This is a genomic window from Pseudoalteromonas fenneropenaei, assembly GCF_042643375.1.
Classification (GTDB): Bacteria; Pseudomonadota; Gammaproteobacteria; order Enterobacterales; family Alteromonadaceae; genus Pseudoalteromonas; species Pseudoalteromonas fenneropenaei.
In genome coordinates this window covers 133,338-157,962 of sequence record NZ_JBHRSD010000039.1, presented here as the reverse complement: position 1 = coordinate 157,962, position 24,625 = coordinate 133,338, and the positions used below count along the sequence as shown (strand labels likewise).

Here is a 24,625-nt window from a genome sequence, read left to right as displayed (position 1 = left end):
TTCCACATTGCAGTTGACTAATTGGGTACTACAGGCCCATGTACTAATTGCGCTTTTAGTTCGCGTTCAACATAAGCAAGCCAATCGCTTAACTCTTGTTCTGAATTGATAACGGGCTTATTAATGCGGTGGTATCGTGTTTTAGGCTGCAACTTTGTGATTGCGGCTTGTAATACTTGGCTGAATAGTCCTGGTAGGGCGGCTGTTTTGTCGCTCCACTGCTGTAGGCTTAACCTATCGAGCGAGTCAAAGATATCTTCAAGACTACTGACATTAACCGTAGAATTAAACATTAAGCCGCGTTCGCTTAATAACGCATCTTGTTCCTCTGATGACAACTTACACCAATTTTCATCGTCTAATAAATCACTTAAACCTTGGCGATGTTCTTGGTCGTATGCGGTACGTTTTGCCTCGATAGCGAGGCGCAGTGCGTCCGTGGCTTTTGTAATTAATGGTTCAACCGGACACGGGTCGACAAGCAAACTGCGATTCGCAATAATGGCTTGGTATTCAGCGTCAAGTTGACTCATTACGCTTAGACCTTTGCAGTACTTCATCGCGTCATCCAATTTCTTCCAACGCTTTAGGCGTTGCTGTGCTTTGTCTGCTTGCGCTTGCCAACTCTCAAAGAGCGAGCGAATGTTATCGTGTTGTTCAAATACTACTTGTAATTGTTCATTACCATTAAGCATATCGAGTTGCGAAAGGATGGGGGAGTTTGGCGACTTTGGTAATGGCGCATCGCCACCAGCTTGCTGAGCTAACTGAACAAGGCGCTGCAGTGCTATTGGGAATTTAGTGGCTTCTTCACCTGTTGCGCACCCTTCACCCAACAAAGCGCCAATTAAACCGCGAACTTTGATCAATTGAATTGTTGTTAATGTGACTTTTTCCGGACGGAATTTGGTTTGCGACAGCGCCTTTCGGTCAAGGTTTTTGGCATCAATCGGGCGCTCTTGCCCTATGGTAGCTTTCAGTACGCCCGCTGCTAACATCGCGAATAATGCGCCTTCAATGGTATCTTTTGACCATCCAAACGGCGCTTGCTCGAAATTATCGATGATCTCTTTGCCGACTTTCATCACACCGATAAAACGCATTATTTCAATACAAACAGGATGTTTCTCAACACTGTCTGAAAAACCGAGTTTTTCAACCGCATTGGCATCGCCTATTTTGCTTGCCGCATCGTAGACTTTATTCCAACGACTGTCGTCTGACATTTTGAATTTATGATAAAGACGCGTGCAAGCCAATTCAGCTGCTTCTTTAAGCTGCTCGACTAGGCTGTCACCCTCAATTTGTTGGCCTCCGGCCAAACACACCTGAATGCTCGCAAAGATTTCATCTAGTAGCTTTTTGCGTGTTCGCTCTGCTTCTGCACGGCGAGTCTCCATAGCTTGCATTGCTTCGCGGCCAGCTTCCGTTGACGGACGTCCACGCACTTCAAGTGTGGTTTCCGCCGCTTTAAACGTTAAAATCGCTTTTAGGAGTTCAGTCCGATAAATAGGAGGTACAAAAACAAAAATAGTTGCACTATCCGGGTCGGAACGGCGCGCTAATTCGTAAAACTGCTTTTCTGGTAGTTCAGGCACTAACACACTGACACGATTTTGCCCTTCAGCGGGCAGCTCATCTGCAAAAAAAGTTTTTAACTGGCGGCTAACCTTACTTTCGCCTTGAAGCACACTAACTTGCTGAGTTTGCCGAGAAATGTAATTCTGGATTTCTTTTGCACGTAATATTTCGAGGCCTTGAAAGTTACCTCTTAAGTCACTTTCCTGGCGGCGATATTCGTCATACCACGCTTGGCTTTCCACCGTTTGTAAACTGAATTGGTTGCCTTGAACCGTATCACGCGACATCACTAAGTGCTCGTCCTCAAGAATAGCAAGCATTTTGGGGACTTTTGCACGTAATTCGTGCTTGTCTTTGGTTAGGTCTTCTAGCAATAGATCAGACAGAGTGTCAACCGTTGCGTAGATACCATATTCCATCTCGCTCGGTAGTTTACTGATCAGTAAAATTAAGGCCAATAATCGACTTTGTAATTGCTCGTCTTCAGTGCCGCCACGTTTTCGGCTTATGGTTTCGTATATGTCTTTTTGAATGACACCATTTTGAAGCAAATTAGTGGCAATTTGGTCGTATAGAAAATCGGCAGGCACCACATAACCAAGGGGCCTATGGGCATTTGTTTTTAGGGCTTCGTGAACAACTCTTAACTGGTTACGTAACTGAGATCCCGTGCCTGTTTTATCAAGTGCGGGTAATACCTTTTCCCAAAAACGACGACGTACTGGTAATAGAGGATAATCAGGTACCATCCACTGTTCGTCGTCTTTTTTGTACTCTATTGTTGAACCGCGCAAATGGCGAGCAATTTCACCTAAGTTGTCGTCTACAAGCTCTGCAATTGCAGGTTTAGCCGACTCCTTTTTAGCTAGAATGACTTTGCGAATTACCGAGTCTACGTCGGTATCTTCTAGCTGCACAGGGACCGGAAAACGCCCCATTAAACGTTGTAAATTAGTCGTGCCCGACAGCGCGCTCTGGCCTGTACCAACAAAAATGAGTTTCGCTTTTAATGCACTTGCACCACTACACGTTTCTGTAAGCTCTTGCACCGCCATCGCTTTTTCGATGCTGTCACCAATATATTGCTGGACTTCGTCCAGGACAACTAGGGTCAAAGGTAGCTCACCATTTCGGCTAATGGCATCGACAATCGCACTCACCATTTCTTCATTACTAACGTCTTTGACTATCGTGTATTGCGCTCGCAGCATTTCACGCATTTCTTTGAGATCAGCAGCAATGCCAGGAATAGCTTGAAAGACAGCATCAGCCAGTATCGGAGATACGTGGAGGTTTTTAAGTTCCTTTTGCCAAGTGTCGATTCCCTCTTTTTTAGGCGCTTTATCTTCAACAAACGCTTGAACTTGCTCTAATACTCCCTGTGATTGAAGCCATATTACAAAGCGCGCTAGATGGTATTGTTCCGGTAAACCAACCGATTTAAATATAATAGCCAAAAGTGCAATTCGAATTTTATCATCAGCACCTGAACCCAAAGTGCCGGAGGCCGCATGAACACCACCATGCTTTTGTGCTAGCTGTGAAAGGGTTTCAAACTTTGTTCTAATACCTTCGGGCAGATCTGCAATTGAGCGAGCGGTCGCCCCATTATTTAAAGTTTGATTTGTCCAAAGCGCTCGTAACATTTTAGCTAAATGTGATTTACCTGAACCAAAGAAGCCGCTGATCCACACACCTGGCTGTTCATTTGCTTTACCTTTGCTACCATCTTTTGGATAATTTTGCTCTAGCACATTTAGATAATTGTCTAGTATTGAATCTATCCCTTGAGCATATTTACCTTCGCAAACAAAGGTTCGTAGCTCGTATTCCAGAATATCAAGCGCGCCAGATGACAAATCATCCTTTACTTTTGCAACACCATTGTTAGCTAAACGACTGTTTACTGGATCATTGATAAATATTTCACGATTAAGCATCTTTTTTCCTTATGATGTTGCTGAAATGGCGGTAGCGTGATAACCCCAACCGTCCTTTGCATCGAGTAATTTGTAATTGTTGTTTGTTACCTCACCTGGGAAGAAAACCACCAGGCGCCCAGCTACATGCTGCGCTAATTGACTCACTACATGTGAAACTGATGTAAAACCAAATAGCGTTCCGCAACCTTGTAAAGCAACAACGGTATTTTCACACTGGTGCTCTTGTGTGCTGGTCACTAACTTTGCTATTAGCTCTTCGGTGAAGTCATCGTAAAGACCGACTAAATACTCGGGATCTTCAAAATAGGTTTCTTTATAGTCTTGTTCAGCCATCCAGCTCTCGAAACTTGTTGTCACATCTAAGAGCAGCCAAGGGTGTTCATGTTTAGTACAAGCGTGTTCGAATTCAGCAACTCTGGCACGCAGCTTTAATTCATCTTCTTTGTTGTATACAAGAAATATACTGCGCTCGTCTGCCGATACCGCTTTTGGCCATGGGATGCTTATATGACTTTCAAAGCTATGAAGCAGTTTTGATATTCTATCTGACATCACTAATTTCCTTGTTGTCGTTGTTCTTGAGGAAAGGTTACTTCGATGATTTCACTGACTTGTTTAAATCTTATTAGCCCATGCAGTGATGCACGATGCGCTAAATCAAGTAATACCTGCTTGTTGTCGCTTAATAACTTACACCAATAGCTATCAAACATTCGCTGTCCACTTAGACCATGGCAATGCGCAAGATAAAGAGCAAATGCTACGTTGACGTAACTCAATCTAGGTTCGTCACGCAACTTTTTGCTTCGCCCGACCAAGTACCCTGCTTGTGTCCAAGTACCGTTGATATTCTGAGCAAACGACTTTAACGACGCTGGACTGAAGCGAGTGGGATCATCCTTAGCTAAAAATGCTTCCATACTTTCCCTAGTTAATCGCTCGCCTAAATCCAGCCCTAAAATCACCTCACTTGAGGCGCGTAGTAATGGGTCTCTAGCTATCGCTAGCTGTAATGCCAAAACATCTTGTGCTTTTTCATCTAACGCCCAATACCCGCGAAATTGACGAAAAATCACGACGCTTGAATCTAAACTATACAAATCAAGTAAGTGACGGTATGTAAGCTTACGAGAATTAGTCGTTGGTTTATGTAATATATTGCCGTCGACTATAGCGTGTTCGTATTGTTCTTTGGTTGCGTTTGCACCATGAACACTGAACAACAGTTTTAGCTCTTCGTTCATCATACTTCGAGCAGCATGTGCACCATTTTTTCCAAATTTAAACCCTAAGGTAATAAGCTGCTGTTCTGATATCATGATTGAGTTTCCTGGTAACCTGGAGCAAGCGAAGCGCTCTCTACGCCAAAAATAGCGGCCTGCTCCTTAAGCGCTAAATGATGCCTTTGAGGACATAGGCTATGTGTAACTGAACAATCCACTTGCCATTGATTAAGCAAATAGCCGACAAGGGCTGCTCGGCATTCTAACTTAAGTGTTCCTTGCTCCATATTGTAATCCAACTCAATTGCCTGCGGATAAGGAGCTTTCGGATGGGGAATCAGTGTGAGATCCACGATGCGGTTCCATTGCTTGTCAGCCTGACTTGTTTCTTTTTCCAAAATGACTGTGCTTTTAACTAACAATGCGTTTTGAATGCGAGTGATAACAAAATCCCGAAACGTGTTTGATTGCCTGTCAAATCCTCTAACATGCCAACGATTTCCATTGTTCGCCAAACTATGAGGAACAATCTCCCTTTCACTTAAACCAGAAGTTAACGATATATAGTTGATTTTGACTACTTGATTGCGACAAATAGCAGGCATTAAAGTTGCTAAAATTTCAAGTGAGGGCTTAGTAAGACTTTGATAAGTATTATAGTGCTTGAGTATTCCGGTTGTATTACATGTATAGGAAAACCCTTTACTAAAACTAGTCAACACCATATCAATATCATGCTCGAATAAGGGAATAAATGAATCTGTGCGGTGATATGACTTGGTGTTGTGTATTAGCTTGAGATTCGAGTCAGCAAATTCTTTATACGACGCAAAATCTCTCGTTGCTGCCGCAGACCCTGTTTGAAAACAATCAATTAAATCTTGACGACTGATTTCCCCAATGAAGCATAACCGGAAGTCTATAAATGCCAAACGTTCCCTTTGTGCATGTGATAGCTCTTCTATCTTCTTCATATATTGAATGCCGAAATGTGATTGAGATAGCTTACTATAAAAGCAAGCTACTCATGATGCAATCAAAATGATTCGATAAAATACTTATTATGATTTTAACTTGTATTTTTTCGAGAGGTGATATTGACCCTGTAACGCTGTCAATCAGATATATTTAAACGCAACCGTTTTGGAGACGCACAATGTATTTGTAATCGAGCACACTTCAGCGTTGCTTGATACGTTCATCAATCCACTCATCCACTTCACATAACACCCAGGCAACTGACCTAGCCCCGAGTTTTACTGGTTTTGGAAATAGTCCTCTGTCGACGTAGTCATAAATGGAAGAACGGCTTAAACAGGTTTTGCTGATGACATCTTTTAATTTGATTAGTTGCATGATGGTTGGCTCCTAAACTTAACCATCAAATAAGGAAGAGTTGTAAAAAAATACGCAGCTATTGTGCTCCCAACTGAGGACTCATCGGTTCAAATCGATAATTATTCAAATCTATATCATGCTCCTGAAATCAGAACATGGAGCCTCACTATGACAACTTTAAATTCCACAAATTTTGCCCAGAACTGCATCAATGAAGACGAAATGTTATCCGCAGCGTCTCAAATCCTTTGGAATCGCCTGAAGCGCCTGGGTGCGATTCAAAACCCTTTAGATGCGGTTGAGTTTTTGAAAACCAAACTCGGAGCACTTGAACGCGAAGCGTTCGCCATTCTGTTTTTGGATAATGCGAATCAGATCATTGATTACCAAGAGCTATTTCACGGCACGATTGCTAGTGCCTCGGTTTACCCAAGAGAAGTGATAAAGGAGGTACTGAAACAAAACGCCGCCAACGTTATTCTGGCCCACAACCACCCTTCCGGTAACTGCGAGCCGTCAGCTGCGGATAATGCCATCACAGCCAAGCTTAAACACGCATTGTCGTTGATTGATGTGGAAATACTCGACCATATCATCATCGGTAATGGTTACGTGTCTTTTGCCGAAAGAAACCTATTAAACCCAAAGTAGGAGAAAATTGGTGTTAAGACCTATTTCTACACCTCAAAGTACTCGCCTCATTGTGCAAATCGTTGCGATTTTGATGATAGTTAAAGAGATACTTGAGGAAAACTAGCAAAAATAAAGGGATGGCATCAGCCATCCCTTTGCTTTGTCGTTTATTTTTTTCCTTTTTTTTGACGCAATCCAAGAACTACTGGTGGCGTATAAATCAAGTATTTTCCATCACTATAGGTCTTCTCTCCGATTCCGAAGACTTTAGTGTTTGGCTTTGCTAAGTAAGATAGACGTGTGAGTAGCGCAAGCTTTCCTAGTCCAAGCGTTTCATTTTTTGTGTCTACCCAATACTTGGGGTTCTCAGGGAAATGAACATGTGAACAACTCATCGAATATTCGATTTTAAGTGCACTAGCCCAAGCTTCTATAATCTGCTGTGCCAATGATTTTTTAATAAATTTAGGTGAGCATATGGCTGCATAAATATCGCCTAATCCTTGGAAGTTATCTTTGTTTAAAAATATGCATACATGATAGTGAGGTCTGTTGCTTTTCTCGCCATATTCTTTTACCCATACATATCGTAAATGTTGTACCTGCTTACTTGATTTGAACTTATGAGAAGCTTTTATCTTAGCTTGAAGCGAGCTAAAAAATCGCTTCATTACGCCACTTCCAATGAAGCATATCCCTTCAGGGTCTAGACAACTTGGTGGAATGTGTAAGTCAAAGCGAATGCCCGTTAATCTTGGATGGGCGCTTAACGCTTCATCGACAGCCCATTCAATCTTGCCCATAGTCTCTTTTAAGACTTTGTAATTCTTATCGTAAGGATTGGTGATGATATTTGCTTGGGTTTTGGTGTGTGTTTTCGTATTGATATTGTTGTACATTTTGAATACCTATTTAGTTGATTCAAACAATATCGATGACTAATAAAAGTTTACGCAGCATTGAAGCAGAACATAGCATCACAAAGGTTTAAGCGTTATCCCTCCTCTCATCCCTAAAACTCAAACAGCTAATACCTTACAAACCGTTATGCCCATACATGGTTATTTAGATTAGGTGTATATATTAACAATACGGAATTGTTCGATATCTAAAATCTAAGCGTGTACATCTCTTTTGATCATGAGGTCCTGTGGAAAGTGCTGTTTTTTAGAGTGAGTTACTCTGCAGTTAGCGGAACATAACAAATTGCATACTTGTAAGGATAATCGCTAATAAATCGATACATAACCGGAGCTGGCTCGTCCCTAGATAGTTCGTCAAACGGCAAAACCTTGACGTGGTTTGAATTCCATACTAAGTTAGGCCAACGCCATTTGTAATAGTTTAACCTTGATTCAATGAACTCTAGTACTCAGGCAATCTATTCAAATTCGCTTGTATCGGACGAAACTATTTAAACCTTTAAACTTAATAAAACCATATAGCAATATAAATAAAACCCTTGTAATACATAGACTATTGTGAAAAAACCACACACCCTGATAACGTTACCAGTAACACTATTAGTAACCAGATTGACAAAATTCGTTACCTATAGCGTTACCGGTAACGTTACAACAAATTAAATAGAAAATTTTTCCTCCTTAGTTATGCGTAGGAAACAGAAATGTGTAATACAAATGACTCTTCTTTAGATTTAAAGAACCTAAAAAGATTCTTCCATGGCATGAGCAATGTCGAATTCGAAGAGGCTAAAAAATGGCTTTTTCCTTACCTGTGCAAGAAAAATAAAAAGATTGGCAAACTTTACAATCTTCTAGAGCCTCATATTCTTATTCATTCTAAACGGCTAATATTTACTAATCTTCAGGAGTTTGATGAAACTCAAAAAAGCGAAATTTGTAGTGCAGTTAAGTCTGTCGGAAAATATTTGGATGACCATAAAAGCTATTCGCAATTAAACAACGCTTGGAGGCAATGGAAATTTAGAAACTCGAAAGAAAGAAAAAGGATTTCAATTGACATACATTCAGATGACTACGATAAGTTAGTTAAACTAGCCGAAAGAAAAAATGTAACGCTTTCAGATATCGTAAATGACGCCATAAAAAAAGAGCTAGCAGATAAATGGTGGCTCGCTCCTCTGATCTAACAAAGTTTATCGCGCACTACATCGTGATGCATAACGATACATTTGGGGGATGAAACGGGGTAATAAAAAACAAGATACAAGTTAAAACTATAAAAATCAATTAACTATGATTTAAAAAATATTAAGATCCAGAATATTGAGTAAAGCTTATCATCGCTCAAGAAATCGTAATACAACGAAAAACCTTGCTTTATAGCGAGGTTTATTTTCTATCATTTTAATATCTACGCTATGCAAATTGCGATTAACCTACTGCCAACTTGGCCGCTTGTTGCCACATAAAGTGCGGCATTTGATCTTTTAACTGCCACGTAATGCTCATCGGCTGAGAGCCCGTATGCGATATATAGTCCACTTCACCATAATTAACAAAACCCATGGTACGGCCATATTCATCTTTGCTTTGTTCACGCACAAATAAAAACAGACGCTTACCCATTTTTTGGTGTTGGATGTACTCCAAACCACGGCCTTTATCTGGCCGTGCGCTATTTTGCGACTGCCAGTGAAACAGGTGTTCGTTGATCGCGTAATCGTGATACATGGTGGTTGGCGAAAATTGCTTTTCATTTTTGTCTAAGGTGACAAACATCAGTTCAATATTTTGATCCTTCAGTACAAACACACCTTCGCGTGCTGGCGGCTGGCGCTCAAACGTGGTTGCACCAAATGCCACCAATATTTGTTCACGCGCATAGCGTGCATGTAGCCTCAATGAAACATCAGGCAAAGCATGCATTGTTGGTTGCTCATGTTTGGTTTGTGCAAGTTGCCAGTTAACAACGTCCATTAGTTCTGCCTTTATCTCGCAAACATTCAGTTTCGCTAAGCTCAGATCAATGGAATCGAATCCACATTCAGGTCCCGTTTTTTGCCAGAAATCGTAATGGCACATCAAGGCATGACGTTGACTATAATTTTCAACAATAAAGTTATTTTGGCAAAGCTGCTTTAAGAAGCTTAAATAGGCATGATCGTCACAGGTCAAAATTCGGTTATGAATGGCCTTTCTAAGCATTTTCAGCAGATCTTCATCAGCTGAATTTTCGTTGATTTCATCTTTAGCTTGTTGAACCAGCTGCGACCAACTCCCTCGCTTATAAAGCTCATTCAAGTCAATATGAGGATTTAAGGTTAAGAAATTCGACAATGTTAACGGCAGTGTGGAATGCTGAGGATATTGGCGGATCATCACGACTAGGCGCTTCAACGTTAATGAGGCTTGACGGATATTGCTCAGTACCATTTCTTGCGTGCGCTTACTCAACTCAATGCGGCAACCCAGTGGCGCGTGGGGGAAGCCTTGCTTTATTTCATCACTGATCGCTCGATGACTTTTACCCACTAATGCTCTAAATTTGTTGGCAAAGTCATATTCAGGACGTGAGTTGCCAACAAAATCCAACACGGTACAGCACTCTTTTCCGTCAGCTAAACGCAAACCTCGGCCAAGCTGTTGCAAGAAAATCGTGAGGCTTTCTGTCGGCCGTAAAAACAATAATGTATCGACCTCGGGAATATCGACACCTTCATTAAAGATATCGACCACGCAAAGCACGTTAATGCTGCCAGAACGAATCGCTTGCTGCTTTTGTTGCCGCTCGTGGCTGTTATCACTGGTCAACACATCCGCTTTAATGCCTTTTAATAAGAGTTGCTCTGTCATATACAGTGCATGTTCTTTGCTCACACAAAAGGCCAATGCTTTCATTTTGCCTATATCAGTGATGATCTCCTGCATACTCAGCAAAATCTTGTCAAAGCGGACTTGGTTGTGGGTATAGAGATTGGTCAGCTGAGCGATATCGTAACGTCCACGACTCCATGCAATGTTGCGAAGGTCGGTATCATCATCAATAGCAAAATACTGAAATGGACAAAGGTGACGACGATTAATCGCTTCCGGCAAACGGATCTCTGCCGCAATCACACCACCAAAATCCGCTAAAATATCACCGCCATCATGCCTCTCTGGTGTTGCAGTCAGGCCGAGTAAAATAGTTGGAGAAAAGTGCTCCAGCAGCGCGCGATAACTAGTCGCTGCAATATGGTGCACTTCATCAATGACAATGTAGTCATAATAGTCAGCAGTTAGGTTAAGCTGTTCCAGTTGATTGTTCAGAGTTTGAATAGAAACAAACAGTTGTCGATAGTGCTCCGGTGAATGTCCGCCAACCCAAAGTTCACCAAACGTACCATTACGCAATACGCCACGATACGCAGCTCTGGCTTGTTTTAATATTTCTTCGCGGTGAGCGACAAACAGGAACTTAGCTTGCGGCTTGTCTTTTACAAAGCGCGCAAAGTCAAAGGCTGAAATCAGGGTTTTTCCGGTGCCGGTTGCCGCAACCACTAAATTGCTAAATCGTTGGTGAACACTACGCTCTACAGCCAATTGCTCCAATATGTCACTCTGGTGCGGAAACGGCGAAATATCAAAGAAATGCGTGGGACTAGCCTCAAAATCTCCGCGCTGCTGGTTCAAGGCTTCTTTGAGTTTTTCACTGCTTGTTGCATCGCCACTAAAGTGTTCAAAATCATGAGAAGCCCAATAGGTTTCAAAGGTGCTCAATGATTTATTGATGATGTGTGGGATTTCTTGCGAGGTGATTTTTAAATTCCACTCTAAGCCATTGGTTAACGCTGAATGGGAAAGATTGGAAGAGCCGATATAACCAGTGTGATAACCCGTGTTGCGTAAAAATAGATAGCTCTTTGCATGTAAACGTTCCCGCTCAGTGTTGTAACTCAGCTTCACTTCGGTATTGGGTAAGCTCGCCAGATATTCCACCGCTTTGGCATCTGTCGCCCCCATGTATGAGGTGGTAATGATTTTTAGCTCACGGCCACTAGACGTAAACTCTTCTAACTCTTTACGAAAAATTCGTATCCCTGCCCACTTAATAAATGACACTAACCAGTAGATTTTATCCGCAGACAAGATCTCCCGCTTTAATTCAGATTCGAGCGACAACCCTGCATTACTGCCACAAAACAGCTCGCTTTGGCTTAACCCTGTTAGTGGAAAAATGTCGTTAATATAATTTTTTAAATCGGCTGAGACAGGATTTTCGAGCTCATAGAGCGCAGTCAGAATTTTACCTTGACTGGCGAGCAAATTGTCTTCGATAAAATCGTTATCTTGAATTTGTGTTTTTAGCCAGAGTAACAATTGGTTAGATAAAGCAATCTGCTGTTGTAGGCGATCATCGTTAGAGGGGACTGACTCAATCGCATACTCAAGAATGTCTGATAGGAAACGAGATAACCACGTCGATGCTTCACTACTATTGAGCTCACGTTCGCCCACATAGAATCGCTCTCGGTCAATGCGACTCTCGATAAGCTGCGTTATAAGCTGCTCATAAATTCCGACTTGTTGCATGATATTCCTTTTATTCTAATGGCTGGATCAATAACAACATCGATTGATATCGCAGTTTTACCGCCGATCCATTTTGTGATTTTTGCATCTCAACCAAGTTGTACTTGCCCAGTATTTTCAATGTTCTCGACACATTACTGACCGTTCGGCCTGTAAGCATGGCCAGCTCAGTTACCGATTGCGGCTTTTGCTCGGCAATCACTTTTAACAGTTCCTGGTTTTCTTTCGACAGCACATTGGAGACCGATTTAAGCGAGTCGAACCAGATATCAACGGGGTAATCGGGGTCGGGCCTTTGCCCTTTAATCCCAATCACGCAGCGCGAACTTTTGCGTTTTTCATTGCTTTACTCGCATGTCTTGAGTCGCACAGTTTACTCAAATCATTTGCTCGCACTCTCTAGTTTCCCCTCTATACTCTCAAAAAAGCCAGCGAGTACGTAAAACAACGCTTGCTCAATCAAAAGACTGTACGCTTATACATAAGCTGCATATCGTATCAATCGCTGATAATCACGCAAGACTATTTTCCGTTCGGGACGATTACAACCCTCGTGTACAGTAAATGCACGAGCAGATTTGTCAGTGTCGAATTGAATCAACAGCACTCGTTCAACTTCATCATTAAAATCAAACGCTTTGAGCCACATGAAGTACACAAGGCGCCAATCCCCTTGCATTAACCCGCTGCGTAAAGCAGCTAAATGCTGGAAAAAATCGTCAGCATGTTCATCGTCAAAATATTCGTAGTACTCCTTGATGGAAAAAGTCAGCAACTGCGACTCATCGCTTTGATGCACATAAAGCCCATCGCTTGAAAAGCCAAGTAACGCATCGGGAAGCGTTCCAGCTGGCAGCTTGATGTAAGCATCGATTGAACCCCAATCGGCATAGTAAAAACCGATATCAAAGTATTTTAACATCAGCTCAAAAGGCTCCGCCTTTAAGCCGCTGTAGGTGTAATACACCTGAAAGGGCGTAGCGCTGATCTCGGCTCGGCTTGAAATGGATCTGAGTGCTTGACGTGCTTTAGCATCTAAATACCCATCCAAACTCTAGAATTTATAGTATTGATATTCACTCACGATGACCTTGCTATGTATTTATTGTGAATTGAAAAGTTTGTTTTAACAAAGGCTGTACCTGAACCATTCTATCGACAGGTTCCGTATTTAAAAAACGTCTTGGGTCAATGGTCACAAATCCCCAAAACTGCAAAAACCGCACAATAAAGCGTGACTTTATCAACATACTTAAGCGTTGCTCCGGTGAGAAGTAATCACCTGCAGGGAATCCCTGTAGTAAATCGGGGAAAGCCGTCATCACTTCTTCAACCAGTTGTTCCAAATTGTTATGGCTTTGAATGCGCCACAGCATAAACAGCCAAAAGGTTCGCAAGTCGACATCAAACTCAAAACCGTCCAAATAGCCCCAGTTATATTTACTGATGGCAACTTCTAACATAGGTTTAAAAAATGCTTGTATACCTAACGCCTGATACTGCTTTTGCGCTGATTTTTTTACATGGTAGCGACCGCTTCGCCGATAAATAATACCGCTAATTTCGGCTAGCACTCTGGTGTAGTGCAAGGCATTGAATTTGTCTTCGTTGCTACCCACAAACTCGCTGATGCTTATATCACGTTCGAATTGAGCAACGGCAAACTCAGGCAATAACTCACTGGCCTGTTTGACTAACTTAGCGGGTAAGTTGCCTTTACTTGTGGCTTTGAAGGCGCCTTCTTGCGCCATAGCTTCATCAAGAATGAGGGCTAAATAGCGCATCACTGGGCTGGCAGAAAGAGAGTCGGGTGTGCTGATTGTCACCCACTGTAATTCATCAAAAGGCGCGTAAAGCCAATTAGCCATTTGCGTTGGCGTCACGCCACAAAAATCGGGATTAGGTTGATTATTGCGATCCTGCACTTTGTGCTGCAAAGCTGCGTTGAGTTCATCAAGGCTCAAATTTGGGTTCATTGCCAGCATAGCTTCAACATCATCGAAGACTTGAGCATGTTGGTTGGAAACGCTGCTCATACAACAACGTTTAAATTTTTTACCACTGCCACAATGGCAAGGATCGTTACAACCGAGCTTCATTGTTGTCCCTTCTTATTATTTAGGAAAAAAGCGCCGCATTTTCCTGTTTACGCTGATTAAGGGTCTTAGTAATTGCAGACACTGTTGTTTTACTGATCCCTTGTTGCTTCGCAAGATAAGCAAATTGGCTGATGGCTTCTGCCGCTTCATCAATGACTTTCCTTGCCTCATGCCAACTCCCATAGCCAGCACTGGTCGCTAGTTTTTGCATCACCTTAAGCGGTGGCGCTTTGCCATAACCTCCGAGCGCAGTGGCGTGCTCGTTGAATGGATGTGGGCTGTAAGTAACATCGTAAAAAGGTGCAGGATCCCATTGGCCGTCATCAGCTTGCAAAAACGCCCAGTTTTTACTGTGGTCGTCTTGATTAGACGACAGCAGGTTAAAAATGGCGCGGCGAAATTGCAATTGTCCAGCAGCTGGAGATTTACACAACTGACGGCTGGCTTTGATCAAGTCAATATAATCTAAACTTGGCGTTCGAAAGTCTGCATCCAGCAGCCCGCAAGCGCTGTGCATATGCAACCGACCTGCACTGCGTTGACTGCCTGAGTCGGCCTGTTCAGTGACATAATCAAAACGCTTGAGCGCCAACCACGCAGGCGCACCGCTTTTAGCTGGTGCTTCAATGAGTTGCCAAATTGGCGGTTGGCACTTTGCTTGCTCGGCCATTTGCAAATACACTGCCTCACACAAGCCTTCTTCATGCCCGAGCGCGAGATTTTTAGAGGTAAACTTAATCAGCCAAGCCTCATCTCCAGGCTGAGCAAAGGTTCGACAATGCTGAGTTTCCCCAGCAGGCATATAAATCTGCGCTTTTGGCCTTGCCCCACCCGAACTACCTCCGGCAACTAATGCGGCCAACACTTGTTGCGTATGCCCATCTAACTCACCGTGGTGGTCGGCACTATAATCTGACATTGAAGCGTCGAACAGCGTTTGCGCTTCTAAACCCAAGGTTGCCAAATCAATATCCGCGTGCGTCGCGGCTGAAAACTCAGACACCGGAGAAAAAGACAATGCTCCCATGCCTTTATCACCAACAAAGGCCAGCCTATCCATCGCCGTTAATTGATTAGGCAAGATGCCCTTTTGCCGGAAAATACGATCTTGTAACAACATGCCCCAGCCATCAGGCAAACAATCTGCAAATACGCCATGTACACCTTGATGCGGTGCTTTAGGTGCGGCTTGGACTTGCACATTCGCTTGCAAGGTAAAAGGTGATAAATTGCCAAACTGCTGCAAATAGGTGTCTGCATACTGAAAAAAAACGCCTTGCCGATTCTGGGCTAAGATCCCAACAGCTATCTGCTCACCTGAGCTTAACGTACGAGTTACAGTGAGTTTTTGAATGGGTTTAAAACTCATCTTTTAGCACCTCATCAATGCTAGTGGGCATAGTGGCGCGCTCTTTGTTAGGTTGTGTGAGTTGATAGAGCCTCTCTAGCGAATCAAGTGTCTGCCAAAGCAACAGCAATTGGCGAAATGAAATTTGCCCAGTCAACTCAAACTTCTTAATTGTGGCCGCAGGTACGCAGCTCCGCTCTGCCAGAGCAGCGCGTGACAGCTTTGCCTGCTTTCGTAACTCACGCAAATAAGCCGCATAGGCTTGGCTTACATCGGTATCATCAAGTAAGGTAAAATTCATCAGCAAAGACAAAATGGACACAGTTATATCCATTATAGCGAAATAAAACAAAAAGTGGATACTATTGCATCCATTAACGGATGAGGTGTTGAAAAATTACTCGATATAGCCTTTCAAAACTGCTATGTTTTTACCCTAACAGCAGCATAAAAACGGCACTGTTTTTCTATTGCTAACCACTAAGATTTAGTAAAAGCCACAGGCAAGTGGCAGGCAGTTTTATGGGCAAGTATTTTTGAACGGCTCCCATTCGAGAGTCAATTGATTTTTATAGGGACTACTACTCAATAAACAAACTCGGAATATTGAGCACTATTCGATGAACCCCTTACTGACGAACGTTATCGTGTGCTCATTAGCACAAGCTACTTCGTTGCCATCAATGGCTGGGTTTACGCTGATTGACCATTTCACCCTAAGTAAACAAGCGTGGTTAGATTATTACCATCCACTTAAGGCGCGCGTCTCGGAACTAAAGCCCAGGATGTCCGGCTCAGTAGCAATTGCGGATTTAGAGCGAGAAATTGCTTTTTATGAGCAATTTCGCTGCAACAAAATTCCTAGCCATTATTCTTTACGGTTATTCTTGCACTGCGCAATTGAGCCTAATTGGACATTTGCGATACAATGCGCCACTTTAAAATAGCAAGGCTTTTAGAGAAACATGATGGCAACCACCACACGCGGTAATTTGTTTATTTTATCGGCTCCTTCTGGCGCAGGTAAATCCAGCTTGATCAAAGCATTACTTGAAAAACACAGCGATGTGCAAGTGTCGGTGTCGCACACCACCAGACAACCTCGTCCGGGTGAAAGCAATGGCGTGCACTACCATTTTGTAACTGTTGATGAATTTAAAGCCTTGATTGATAAAGGTGACTTTTTTGAATGGGCACAAGTATTTGAAAATTACTATGGCACCTCAAAACAAGCGATTGAGTCACAACTTGCTGCGGGTATCGACGTATTTTTAGATATCGACTGGCAAGGCGCGCGCCAAGTACGTGAGTTGGTGCCTGATGTTGAAACCATTTTTATTCTGCCCCCCTCGCGTGATGAACTTGAGCGCCGCCTGAATAGCCGGGGGCAAGATTCGCAAGAAGTGATTGCAGGGCGCATGGCACAGGCAACATCTGAGTCTTCACATTACAACGAATTTGATTATGTGTTGGTTAATGATGACTTTAATACCACCTTGGCTCAGCTAGAAAGCATTGTTCTTGCAGCGCGTTTGCGACAAAACCGCCAAGCACAGCGCCATGCCGCGTTGATTGCTGAATTATTAGCCGAATAACAGCAGGCAAAATTTAACCATGGTGCTTGGCGAAAGCAGCACCATGCAGTACACTACCCCCTTTCCGAGTGAATAATTTTGGAGTGCATAGATGGCTCGCGTAACTGTAGAAGATGCAGTAGATAAGATTGGTAACCGTTTTGACTTAATTCTGGTCGCAGCACGTCGTGCGCGTCAAATCTCTGTAGGTGGTAAAGATCCTATGGTTGATCCAGAAAACGATAAACCAACGGTTATTGCTTTACGTGAAATTGAAAAAGGCCTAGTTAACTCTTCGTCTTTAGATCGTATCGATCGCGAAGAACAGCAACACCAAGAAGCCGCTGAGCTTGCTGCGGTGGCTGCCATCGTTGGTGGAAAGCGCTAAGCACACGAGAATTCGTGGCCAACCCTCCGGGGTTGGCTTTTTTATTTCTGCGTCTAACCTCTTTCGCCGTTGGCAACCCCCTTAAATCATCGTATATTCTTAAGCAAGCAGTTAACCTTTTTGGAACATTGGAGTGTGAATGTATCTATTTGAAGGTCTAAAGAAAAAGATTTCCGAATACCTTTCCCCTGAAGACGTCGAACTAGTACAGAAGGCGTACGTCGTGGCGCGCGAAGCGCACGAGGGCCAAACACGTTCCAGTGGTGAGCCTTATATTACTCATCCGGTTGAAGTCACGCACATTCTTGCCAGTATGCGCCTTGATCATGAAACGCTGATGGCAGCACTGATGCATGACGTGATTGAAGACACTGAATTTAACAAGCAAGACTTAGCTGAAATTTTTGGCACCACAGTGGCAGAATTAGTCGCTGGGGTAAGTAAGCTCGATAAACTCAGCTTTAAAGATCAAAAAGAATTTCAGGCTGAAAACTATCGCAAAATGATTATGGCGATGACGCAGGATATCCGCGTTATTCTGATCAAGCTTGCCGACCGTACCCATAATATGCGCACTTTAGGCGCACTGCGGCCAGACAAACGCCGCCGCATTGCCCGTGAAACGCTCGAAATTTTTGCACCTATTGCCAACCGTTTGGGTATTCATGATATTAAAAACGAACTTGAAGACTTAGGCTTTCAGGCGTTATATCCCATGCGGCACCGCGCGCTACGCTCAGAAGTGGCTAAAGCTCGTGGTAACCGCAAAGAAATTATCAATAACATTCAAGGCGAAATCGAAGCGCGTTTATCTGAAAGTGGCATTAAAGCTTCAGTTAAAGGCCGCGAAAAACACCTCTATAGCATTTACAAAAAAATGCTTAATAAAGAGCTGCAGTTTAATGAAGTGATGGACATTTATGCGTTTCGTATCAATGTTGAGAACCTAGATACCTGCTATCGCGTGCTTGGTGTGGTGCATAACCTTTATAAGCCGATTGAAACGCGCTTTAAAGACTATATTGCAGTGCCAAAAACTAACGGTTATCAATCGCTGCATACTTCGTTAGTCGGTCCTCACGGTATCCCAGTTGAAATTCAGATCCGCACTCACGATATGGATCACATGGCGGATAAAGGGGTTGCAGCCCACTGGATGTACAAAAAAGCCGGCGACAGCGCAGGCCACACCGCCCAGCAACGGGCGCGCCAATGGATGCAAAGCTTACTGGAATTGCAGCAAAGCGCCGGTTCGTCGTTTGAATTTGTCGAAAACGTTAAAACCGAACTCTTCCCTGAAGAGATTTACGTCTTTACCCCAGATGGCCGCATTGTTGAATTACCTATGGGCGCGACCGCAGTGGATTTTGCCTACGCGGTACATACCGATGTGGGCAATACCTGCGTTGGCGCCCGAGTTGACCGCCGCCCTTACCCACTGAGTAAACGTTTAGACACTGGCCAAACGATTGAGATCATTACCAGTTCTGGCGCACATCCCAATGCCACTTGGCTCAACTTTATCGTGACCGGTAAAGCCCGTCTTGGCGTGCGTAACTATTTGAAGAGTCAGCGCCAAGAAGAAGCGTTGCAGCTAGGCCGTCGTTTACTGGATTCCGCTTTAGGTGAAACCAAACTGGAACAAGTACCAGACGAAAGCCTTGCTCGCGTGTTAGAAGAGCATAATCTTAAAACCATGTTGGAATTATTGGTCGAGATAGGTTCGGGTAACATCATGAGCTTACTGGTCGCTAAGCGTTTGTTGCAAAAAGATTCGGACGAGTTGGAAACCCTCGCGAAAAAAGCCAAAGCTGCCATTATCGGCACAGAAGGCATGTTGGTCACTTATGCTAAATGTTGCCGTCCAGTACCGGGTGATGAGATCATCGCTTACATGAGCCAAGGTAAAGGCTTAACTGTGCACCGCGAAGGCTGTAAGAATATCAAAGGCTGGCAGAATGAACGTGCCAAGTACTTTGTGGTAAAGTGGGAAGATACCAAAGAGAAAGAATATATTGCCAATATCCGGGTGGAGATCATTAACCACCAAGGTGCCTTGGCTAAACTCACCAATGTGGTGGCCAGTACTTCGGCCAATATTGTCGAAATCGCCACTGATGAAAAAGAAAGTAACTTATACGTCATTGATCTCGGTGTTACCGTCAAAGATCGCATTCATGTGGCTAATATCATGCGTCGTATTCGCGTGATGCCAGATGTACAACGCGTATATAGAAAAAAATAAAGGACAGCTATGAACAAAGCAATTATTTCGACCGATCAAGCGCCAGCTGCTATCGGCACTTACAGTCAAGCAGTTAAAGTAGGTACTGCGGTTTATCTATCAGGCCAAATTCCGCTAGTGCCAGCCACTATGACTATGGTTTCTGACGATTTTGCTGAGCAAACTCATCAAGTGTTTAAGAACCTCAGCGCAGTCTGTGAAGCTGCAGGTGGTCAGCTACAAGATATGGTAAAGGTCAATATTTTCTTAACGGATCTCAGTAATTTCGCCATCGTTAACGAGATTATGAGCCAATATTTCCGCACACCTTACCCAGCTCGCGCCGCGATTGGCGTCAAAGAATTGCCGAAAGGTTCACAGATTGAAATCGATGGCATTATGGAACTGCCGTCAACCAACTAAAAATCCTCGAACAAAGCTCGCAAATGCGAGCTTTGTTTTTATTATGAACGACTTGACGAGTTGGCATTATTTTAGCAATCTGTAGCTGACAGGTTCGCATGCTAGATTAAGGATGGCATCAGGTGTTTAAACTGGCACATAACGGCAATATTCTCATTAATGTCTCGGAAACTCCCCCCCCGAGTCCCGCTTTTATTATCGAAGCGCTGGAAAAGTCGCCCTATGCCGAGTGTGAAATTAACCATGATACCATCAACGCCTTCTTTAAAAGCGACAGCAAAGAGCCAATGTTGGTTGTGGCGAAAAAGGTCGATGCGCAATTTTCAGTTGCTTTGTCTGCCGACAAAATGGAAGCCATCGCCACTTTAGTCACCGCCAAAGGTGGCAAGGTGATTAGTCTTGATGATGCCAAGCGAGAAATCGTTAAAGCAGGTGTGACCCGAGGCTATAAGCAAGCCTTTCTAGAAGACCTCCTTAAACACCAATTTAGTAGCACTCCAGGTTCAAGCTTCGAAGGTGTGGTAGCCAGAGGCCGCGCCCCACAAGACGGTTTGCCGGCTAAACTGATGCCACATGTGCAAACACTCAAAGAACGTTTAAAAACCCCTAAGTTACGCGAAGACGGCACGGTTGATATGCGTGATTTTGGCGCACTTGCCAGTGTTGCGCCAGGCACAGTGTTAGTCACCCAGCGCCCCGCCACGCCGGGCAAAGAAGGCTACACGGTGACTGGTGATTCGATTGCCGCCAAACCCGGCGCAACCTTTCAATTAATGGCAGGTGAAGGTACCCAGATCTCCCCCCATAACCCGCTTGAGTTAATTGCCACCATCGCAGGTTGCCCGTCAGATATCGCCAATGGTATGCGCGTTGATGACGTGTTCACCATTGCGGATGTCACGGTAAAAAGTGGCCATGTTGATTTCAGCGGCAGCGTTATCGTCACCCACAACGTTGAACCTGGCATGCGTATTAAAGCCAAAGGCGATATTACGGTGATGGGCAGTGTTGAATCAGGCGAGCTGATTGCAGGTGGCGATATTGAAATTCGCCAAGCGGCCATTGGCCACATGAGCCATATTGAGGGCGACCACAGTTTATCCTGTCGTGTTAGTGCCAAAGGCGACGTGCACCTTACCCATGGCCAATACGCCTATATTGAAGGCACTAACATTTTTATTGATAGGCAAAGTAACCACTGCGATTTAAAAGCCACCAAGCTTATTCAGATTGGCCAAACGGATAACCCCAAAGGCAAATTAATTGGTGGTCATGTACTCGACGCACAGATGCTTATCGCCGGAGAAATTGGCGTTGAGTCTGGCACCAAAATGTCTATCACCCTCGCGGCGGAGGGCAAAAAACTCACTGAGCAAACCGACCATTGCCTCAAAGAGTTAGCAAAAACGGACGAGCAGCTTGACGCGTTACAACAAGCGATTGAAAAAGCCGACCAAGTGAAAGATGCGGCGAAGAAAAAACTCTTATTAGAAAAAATCGGCGCAACCCAATTGCACTATTGTCAGCAAGCAGAACAACTTGAACACAAGCTCACTGAACTCGACAATACCCTGCACGAACTGGTTGATAATGCTAAGTTATCCGCCACTGTAACGCTCCACCCGGGGGTTGAAGTACGCATTTTTGATAAACAGCTGAAGACTACTCGCAGTTACCCACCCTGCAGCGTGCAACTCGAAGAAAGTAAAATCGAAATCGTCTTTAAAACTGCGTGATGCAAATGAAAACGCTCAGGAAGTGCCTTGCAACAACCTGAGCGCCAGGGAATTTTCTCTCTTAACTTGGTAGCGAAATCGCTACGTTCATCCCCAATCACCTCACAATCTAGGCTCATGGGAATGCGCTGACTAACCACTTGACTGCAACGCCAAGTAAGCTGGGATCAAATTATAGCAGTGACGCGACCGAGGCTTTGACTACAGGTGCCCACACGCCCACTTGCACTTGGCCGATATGGTCTTTCTGTAATAACAACATGGCTAATCTTGATTGCCCAATGCCTCCGCCAATGGTTTGCGGTAATTCACCAGCCAATAGTTGCTGATGCCAAGCTTGTTGTAAGCGCGCTTCATCTCGGGTTATGGTCAATTGACGCTTGAGCGCATCAGGGCAAACTCGGATCCCCATTGAAGAAAGTTCGAAAGCATCTTCAAGGACGGGGTTCCACACTAAGATATCACCGTTTAAACCATAATAATGATCATCGTTTTGCGTCGACCAATCATCATAGTCAGGGGCGCGCACATCGTGCTTTTGCCCGTCGCTTAACTCAGCGCCGATGCCAATTAAAAATACCGCACCATACTTACCACATACCGCTCGCTCGCGCGCTTTTGGTGATAAATCTGGATACATTTCTCGCAGCGCTTCGCTGTGCACAAAAGTGATCTCTTGCGGCAGGAATGGCGTTAGGCCAAACGCACTGCTGACCGCTTGTTCGGTTTCGCGTAGCGCAGCATAAATTTGTCGTACCGTGGTCTGCAAGGTTGCAAGGTTGCGTTCAGAACGAGAACAAATGACTTTTTCCCAATCCCACTGATCCACATAAACAGAATGCACTGGTGACAAGCGTTCTTCATCTGGGCGTAACGCTTTCATATGAGTATATAGCCCCTCACCCACTTCAAAACCGTAATCACCTAAGGTCTTGCGCTTCCACTTTGCCAATGAATGCACCACTTCAAATTGCGCTTCAGGGAGGGTTTTGACTTTCACCTGCACGGCTTGTTCAGTACCGCTAAGGTTGTCCTGAATACCATCCCCTACTTGCGCCAAAATCGGTGCTTGGACTTCAACAAGGTTGAGTTTGTCTGCCAATGCTTCACTAAACTTTTGTTTTACATAGCTAATCTGTTTTTGTGTGGTGATAAATTGTGTTTTCATGATTTAGGACCTCATTCCCAATACAATACTTGCTGTCTGGAAACCATAATCAACAAAACTCAACATTAATTCAATAACATCACAGACAAAAACCACCTTTACATAAGAATCAATAAAATATTAAACTTAAAATTAAGAAATCATTAATTGAAGCCAAAAATCATGCAGGAAATTTATCAGATCGATAATCTCGACCGTGACATCCTCAACGCTTTGATGGAAAACGCCCGTACACCTTATGCCGAACTCGCCAAACGTTTTGCCGTGAGTGCAGGGACTATTCATGTGCGGGTAGAAAAAATGAAGCAAGCCGGCATCATTACTGGCACCAAAGTGCAAATCGACAGCAAAAAGCTCGGCTATGACGTATGTTGCTTTATTGGCGTAAACTTACGCCATGCTCGTGATTATCCCGAAACCATTAAACAGCTGACTGAGTTTGAAGAAGTCGTCGAAGCCTATTACACCACAGGTAATTACAGCATTTTTATCAAAGTTATGGCGCGTTCCATCGAACATTTACAAGATGTGCTGATCAACAAAATTCAAGCCGTTGAAGCCATTCAATCGACCGAGACGCTTATTTCGCTGCAAGCGCCAATCCAGCGCACTGTGATGCCCTAACTAAAAATAACATTTTGATCTTAAAGAAGTTAATTTTAAGCAGGTGGTAAATTGGCGGTGTAAACTAAACTTTGCGGCGATTTGCAGGTATAATGCGCGACATTTTGACCAACAGAGCCGAATAGTATGGAGCCAAATCGCTATCATCGCGTAAAGCGCGTGTTAGACCGTCGCCAAACCGACCTGACGGTATGTCTAGAAGAAGTCCATAAACACCATAACCTCTCAGCCATTATCCGCACTGCGGATGCGGTTGGCTGCCACGATATTCACGCGGTTTGGCCGCATGAGCGTCGCCGTGTGACCAATAACACCTCTGGTGGCAGTAAAAACTGGGTTGCCACCCATATGCACCCCAGCATTGAAGATGCCGTTGCTAGTATGCGTGCAGCCCATCCGGGGACGCAGATCCTTGCTACCAATCTGAGCGACAAAGCCGTTGATTTTCGTGCTATTGATTATACTAAACCGACCGCCATTATCGTTGGTCAGGAAAAACTCGGTATTTCAGACCGCGCATTGGCCTTGGCCGACCACCATATCGTGGTGCCGATGGAAGGCATGGTGCAATCACTGAATGTTTCGGTTGCAACAGCGTTGATTTTGTATGAAGCGCAGCGTCAACGTACGCTAGCGGGGCTGTATGAGCGCGAACCTATGCTTGACGCAGAGGTGAAACACGCCCTGCTATTTGAAGGCTGCCATCCCATCATAGCCAAACGCTGCAAAGAGAAAAATTTGCCTTATCCACCGCTAGATGACAATGGCGAGATTGTCGCAGACGAGCAATTTTGGCATATTCTTAAGTTCTCACAATAAACTGCA

General features: G+C 44.0%; 21 protein-coding genes and 1 pseudogene. 9 read left to right on the top strand and 13 right to left on the bottom strand.

What is annotated here, in order from left to right:
* Positions 1–17: 17 nt before the first annotated feature.
* The 5 genes from brxC to ACFOEE_RS18290 all read right to left on the bottom strand — a co-directional run bounded on the left by brxC (position 18) and on the right by ACFOEE_RS18290 (position 6,103).
* On the bottom strand, positions 18–3,521 hold the full coding sequence (gene brxC, locus ACFOEE_RS18310; RefSeq protein ID WP_377127787.1) for a BREX system P-loop protein BrxC: 3,504 nt from the start codon (positions 3,519–3,521) through the stop codon (positions 18–20).
* A 9-nt stretch (positions 3,522–3,530) separates the two neighbouring features.
* Positions 3,531–4,076, bottom strand: a complete 546-nt coding sequence (locus ACFOEE_RS18305) for a BREX protein BrxB domain-containing protein (protein WP_377127784.1) — start codon at positions 4,074–4,076, stop codon at positions 3,531–3,533.
* Positions 4,077–4,078: 2 nt separating this feature from the next.
* Entirely contained in the window at positions 4,079–4,843 is a 765-nt protein-coding gene (locus ACFOEE_RS18300) for a hypothetical protein (RefSeq protein WP_377127782.1), read from the bottom strand.
* On the bottom strand, positions 4,840–5,721 hold the full coding sequence (locus ACFOEE_RS18295) for a WYL domain-containing protein (RefSeq protein ID WP_377127779.1): 882 nt from the start codon (positions 5,719–5,721) through the stop codon (positions 4,840–4,842). The genes ACFOEE_RS18300 and ACFOEE_RS18295 overlap by 4 nt, the downstream gene beginning before the upstream one ends.
* Before the next feature lie 205 nt (positions 5,722–5,926).
* Complete coding sequence (locus tag ACFOEE_RS18290) at positions 5,927–6,103, bottom strand: helix-turn-helix transcriptional regulator (protein ID WP_377127776.1); 177 nt, start codon at positions 6,101–6,103, stop codon at positions 5,927–5,929.
* A 150-nt stretch (positions 6,104–6,253) separates the two neighbouring features.
* On the opposite strand from ACFOEE_RS18290, the gene radC reads away from it, so the two are divergent.
* Positions 6,254–6,736: a RadC family protein gene (radC, locus tag ACFOEE_RS18285; protein WP_377127773.1), complete on the top strand. Its 483-nt coding sequence runs from the start codon at positions 6,254–6,256 to the stop codon at positions 6,734–6,736.
* A 149-nt stretch (positions 6,737–6,885) separates the two neighbouring features.
* Here the strand turns inward: radC and ACFOEE_RS18280 are convergent, their stop codons facing one another.
* Positions 6,886–7,617, bottom strand: coding sequence for an inovirus Gp2 family protein (locus ACFOEE_RS18280; protein ID WP_377127770.1), 732 nt, complete (start codon positions 7,615–7,617; stop codon positions 6,886–6,888).
* 728 nt (positions 7,618–8,345) lie between these two features.
* Here ACFOEE_RS18280 and ACFOEE_RS18275 point away from each other — a divergent pair.
* The gene (locus ACFOEE_RS18275) at positions 8,346–8,831 is read left to right on the top strand and encodes a hypothetical protein (protein WP_377127767.1); all 486 of its coding nucleotides are present in this window, start codon (positions 8,346–8,348) and stop codon (positions 8,829–8,831) included.
* Between the two features lie 244 nt (positions 8,832–9,075).
* Here ACFOEE_RS18275 and ACFOEE_RS18270 read toward each other — a convergent pair whose 3' ends face one another.
* From ACFOEE_RS18270 to ACFOEE_RS18245, 6 genes and pseudogenes are all read right to left on the bottom strand, one after another.
* Entirely contained in the window at positions 9,076–12,216 is a 3,141-nt protein-coding gene (locus ACFOEE_RS18270) for a DUF3427 domain-containing protein (RefSeq protein WP_377127764.1), read from the bottom strand.
* A gap of 10 nt (positions 12,217–12,226) precedes the next feature.
* Positions 12,227–12,532, bottom strand: coding sequence for an HVO_A0114 family putative DNA-binding protein (locus ACFOEE_RS18265; protein WP_377127761.1), 306 nt, complete (start codon positions 12,530–12,532; stop codon positions 12,227–12,229).
* Between the two features lie 270 nt (positions 12,533–12,802).
* Positions 12,803–13,267 (bottom strand): annotated as a pseudogene (locus ACFOEE_RS18260) (hypothetical protein); the annotation flags it as partial.
* Between the two features lie 43 nt (positions 13,268–13,310).
* The gene (locus tag ACFOEE_RS18255) at positions 13,311–14,315 is read right to left on the bottom strand and encodes a YecA family protein (RefSeq protein WP_377127759.1); all 1,005 of its coding nucleotides are present in this window, start codon (positions 14,313–14,315) and stop codon (positions 13,311–13,313) included.
* 19 nt (positions 14,316–14,334) lie between these two features.
* Positions 14,335–15,684, bottom strand: coding sequence for a type II toxin-antitoxin system HipA family toxin (locus tag ACFOEE_RS18250; protein ID WP_377127756.1), 1,350 nt, complete (start codon positions 15,682–15,684; stop codon positions 14,335–14,337).
* Complete coding sequence (locus ACFOEE_RS18245; protein ID WP_377127837.1) at positions 15,674–15,964, bottom strand: helix-turn-helix domain-containing protein; 291 nt, start codon at positions 15,962–15,964, stop codon at positions 15,674–15,676. Before ACFOEE_RS18245 ends, ACFOEE_RS18250 begins: the two co-directional genes overlap by 11 nt.
* A 667-nt stretch (positions 15,965–16,631) precedes the next feature.
* On the opposite strand from ACFOEE_RS18245, the gene gmk reads away from it, so the two are divergent.
* From gmk to ACFOEE_RS18220, 5 genes are all read left to right on the top strand, one after another.
* The gene (gmk, locus tag ACFOEE_RS18240; protein WP_377127834.1) at positions 16,632–17,258 is read left to right on the top strand and encodes a guanylate kinase; all 627 of its coding nucleotides are present in this window, start codon (positions 16,632–16,634) and stop codon (positions 17,256–17,258) included.
* A gap of 91 nt (positions 17,259–17,349) precedes the next feature.
* Positions 17,350–17,625 (top strand): DNA-directed RNA polymerase subunit omega, encoded by a 276-nt coding sequence (rpoZ, locus tag ACFOEE_RS18235; RefSeq protein WP_377127753.1) that lies wholly within the window; start codon positions 17,350–17,352, stop codon positions 17,623–17,625.
* A gap of 139 nt (positions 17,626–17,764) precedes the next feature.
* Positions 17,765–19,870, top strand: a complete 2,106-nt coding sequence (gene spoT, locus ACFOEE_RS18230; protein ID WP_377127750.1) for a bifunctional GTP diphosphokinase/guanosine-3',5'-bis pyrophosphate 3'-pyrophosphohydrolase — start codon at positions 17,765–17,767, stop codon at positions 19,868–19,870.
* 9 nt (positions 19,871–19,879) lie between these two features.
* Entirely contained in the window at positions 19,880–20,272 is a 393-nt protein-coding gene (locus ACFOEE_RS18225) for a RidA family protein (protein ID WP_377127747.1), read from the top strand.
* A 122-nt stretch (positions 20,273–20,394) separates the two neighbouring features.
* A complete protein-coding gene (locus ACFOEE_RS18220) occupies positions 20,395–22,008 on the top strand; it encodes a DUF342 domain-containing protein (RefSeq protein ID WP_377127744.1) in 1,614 nt (537 codons plus the stop codon).
* A gap of 172 nt (positions 22,009–22,180) precedes the next feature.
* Here ACFOEE_RS18220 and asnA read toward each other — a convergent pair whose 3' ends face one another.
* Positions 22,181–23,176: an aspartate--ammonia ligase gene (asnA, locus tag ACFOEE_RS18215; protein WP_377127741.1), complete on the bottom strand. Its 996-nt coding sequence runs from the start codon at positions 23,174–23,176 to the stop codon at positions 22,181–22,183.
* Between the two features lie 162 nt (positions 23,177–23,338).
* Between asnA and asnC the strand changes: the two genes are divergently transcribed.
* Positions 23,339–23,800, top strand: coding sequence for a transcriptional regulator AsnC (gene asnC / locus ACFOEE_RS18210; protein WP_377127738.1), 462 nt, complete (start codon positions 23,339–23,341; stop codon positions 23,798–23,800).
* Between the two features lie 126 nt (positions 23,801–23,926).
* Positions 23,927–24,619, top strand: a complete 693-nt coding sequence (gene trmH / locus ACFOEE_RS18205; RefSeq protein WP_377127735.1) for a tRNA (guanosine(18)-2'-O)-methyltransferase TrmH — start codon at positions 23,927–23,929, stop codon at positions 24,617–24,619.
* Positions 24,620–24,625: the final 6 nt, after the last annotated feature.

Coding starts and splice junctions, on each gene's coding strand:
- trmH (WP_377127735.1), top strand. CDS start 23,927: ATGGAGCCAAATCGCTATCATCGCGTAAAGCGCGTGTTAGACCGTCGC.
- ACFOEE_RS18255 (WP_377127759.1), bottom strand. CDS start 14,315: ATGAAGCTCGGTTGTAACGATCCTTGCCATTGTGGCAGTGGTAAAAAA.
- asnC (WP_377127738.1), top strand. CDS start 23,339: ATGCAGGAAATTTATCAGATCGATAATCTCGACCGTGACATCCTCAAC.
- gmk (WP_377127834.1), top strand. CDS start 16,632: ATGGCAACCACCACACGCGGTAATTTGTTTATTTTATCGGCTCCTTCT.
- asnA (WP_377127741.1), bottom strand. CDS start 23,176: ATGAAAACACAATTTATCACCACACAAAAACAGATTAGCTATGTAAAA.
- ACFOEE_RS18245 (WP_377127837.1), bottom strand. CDS start 15,964: ATGAATTTTACCTTACTTGATGATACCGATGTAAGCCAAGCCTATGCG.
- ACFOEE_RS18280 (WP_377127770.1), bottom strand. CDS start 7,617: ATGTACAACAATATCAATACGAAAACACACACCAAAACCCAAGCAAAT.
- ACFOEE_RS18290 (WP_377127776.1), bottom strand. CDS start 6,103: ATGCAACTAATCAAATTAAAAGATGTCATCAGCAAAACCTGTTTAAGC.
- spoT (WP_377127750.1), top strand. CDS start 17,765: ATGTATCTATTTGAAGGTCTAAAGAAAAAGATTTCCGAATACCTTTCC.
- ACFOEE_RS18250 (WP_377127756.1), bottom strand. CDS start 15,684: ATGAGTTTTAAACCCATTCAAAAACTCACTGTAACTCGTACGTTAAGC.
- ACFOEE_RS18295 (WP_377127779.1), bottom strand. CDS start 5,721: ATGAAGAAGATAGAAGAGCTATCACATGCACAAAGGGAACGTTTGGCA.
- rpoZ (WP_377127753.1), top strand. CDS start 17,350: ATGGCTCGCGTAACTGTAGAAGATGCAGTAGATAAGATTGGTAACCGT.
- ACFOEE_RS18225 (WP_377127747.1), top strand. CDS start 19,880: ATGAACAAAGCAATTATTTCGACCGATCAAGCGCCAGCTGCTATCGGC.
- brxC (WP_377127787.1), bottom strand. CDS start 3,521: ATGCTTAATCGTGAAATATTTATCAATGATCCAGTAAACAGTCGTTTA.
- ACFOEE_RS18300 (WP_377127782.1), bottom strand. CDS start 4,843: ATGATATCAGAACAGCAGCTTATTACCTTAGGGTTTAAATTTGGAAAA.
- ACFOEE_RS18305 (WP_377127784.1), bottom strand. CDS start 4,076: ATGTCAGATAGAATATCAAAACTGCTTCATAGCTTTGAAAGTCATATA.
- ACFOEE_RS18270 (WP_377127764.1), bottom strand. CDS start 12,216: ATGCAACAAGTCGGAATTTATGAGCAGCTTATAACGCAGCTTATCGAG.
- ACFOEE_RS18275 (WP_377127767.1), top strand. CDS start 8,346: ATGTGTAATACAAATGACTCTTCTTTAGATTTAAAGAACCTAAAAAGA.
- radC (WP_377127773.1), top strand. CDS start 6,254: ATGACAACTTTAAATTCCACAAATTTTGCCCAGAACTGCATCAATGAA.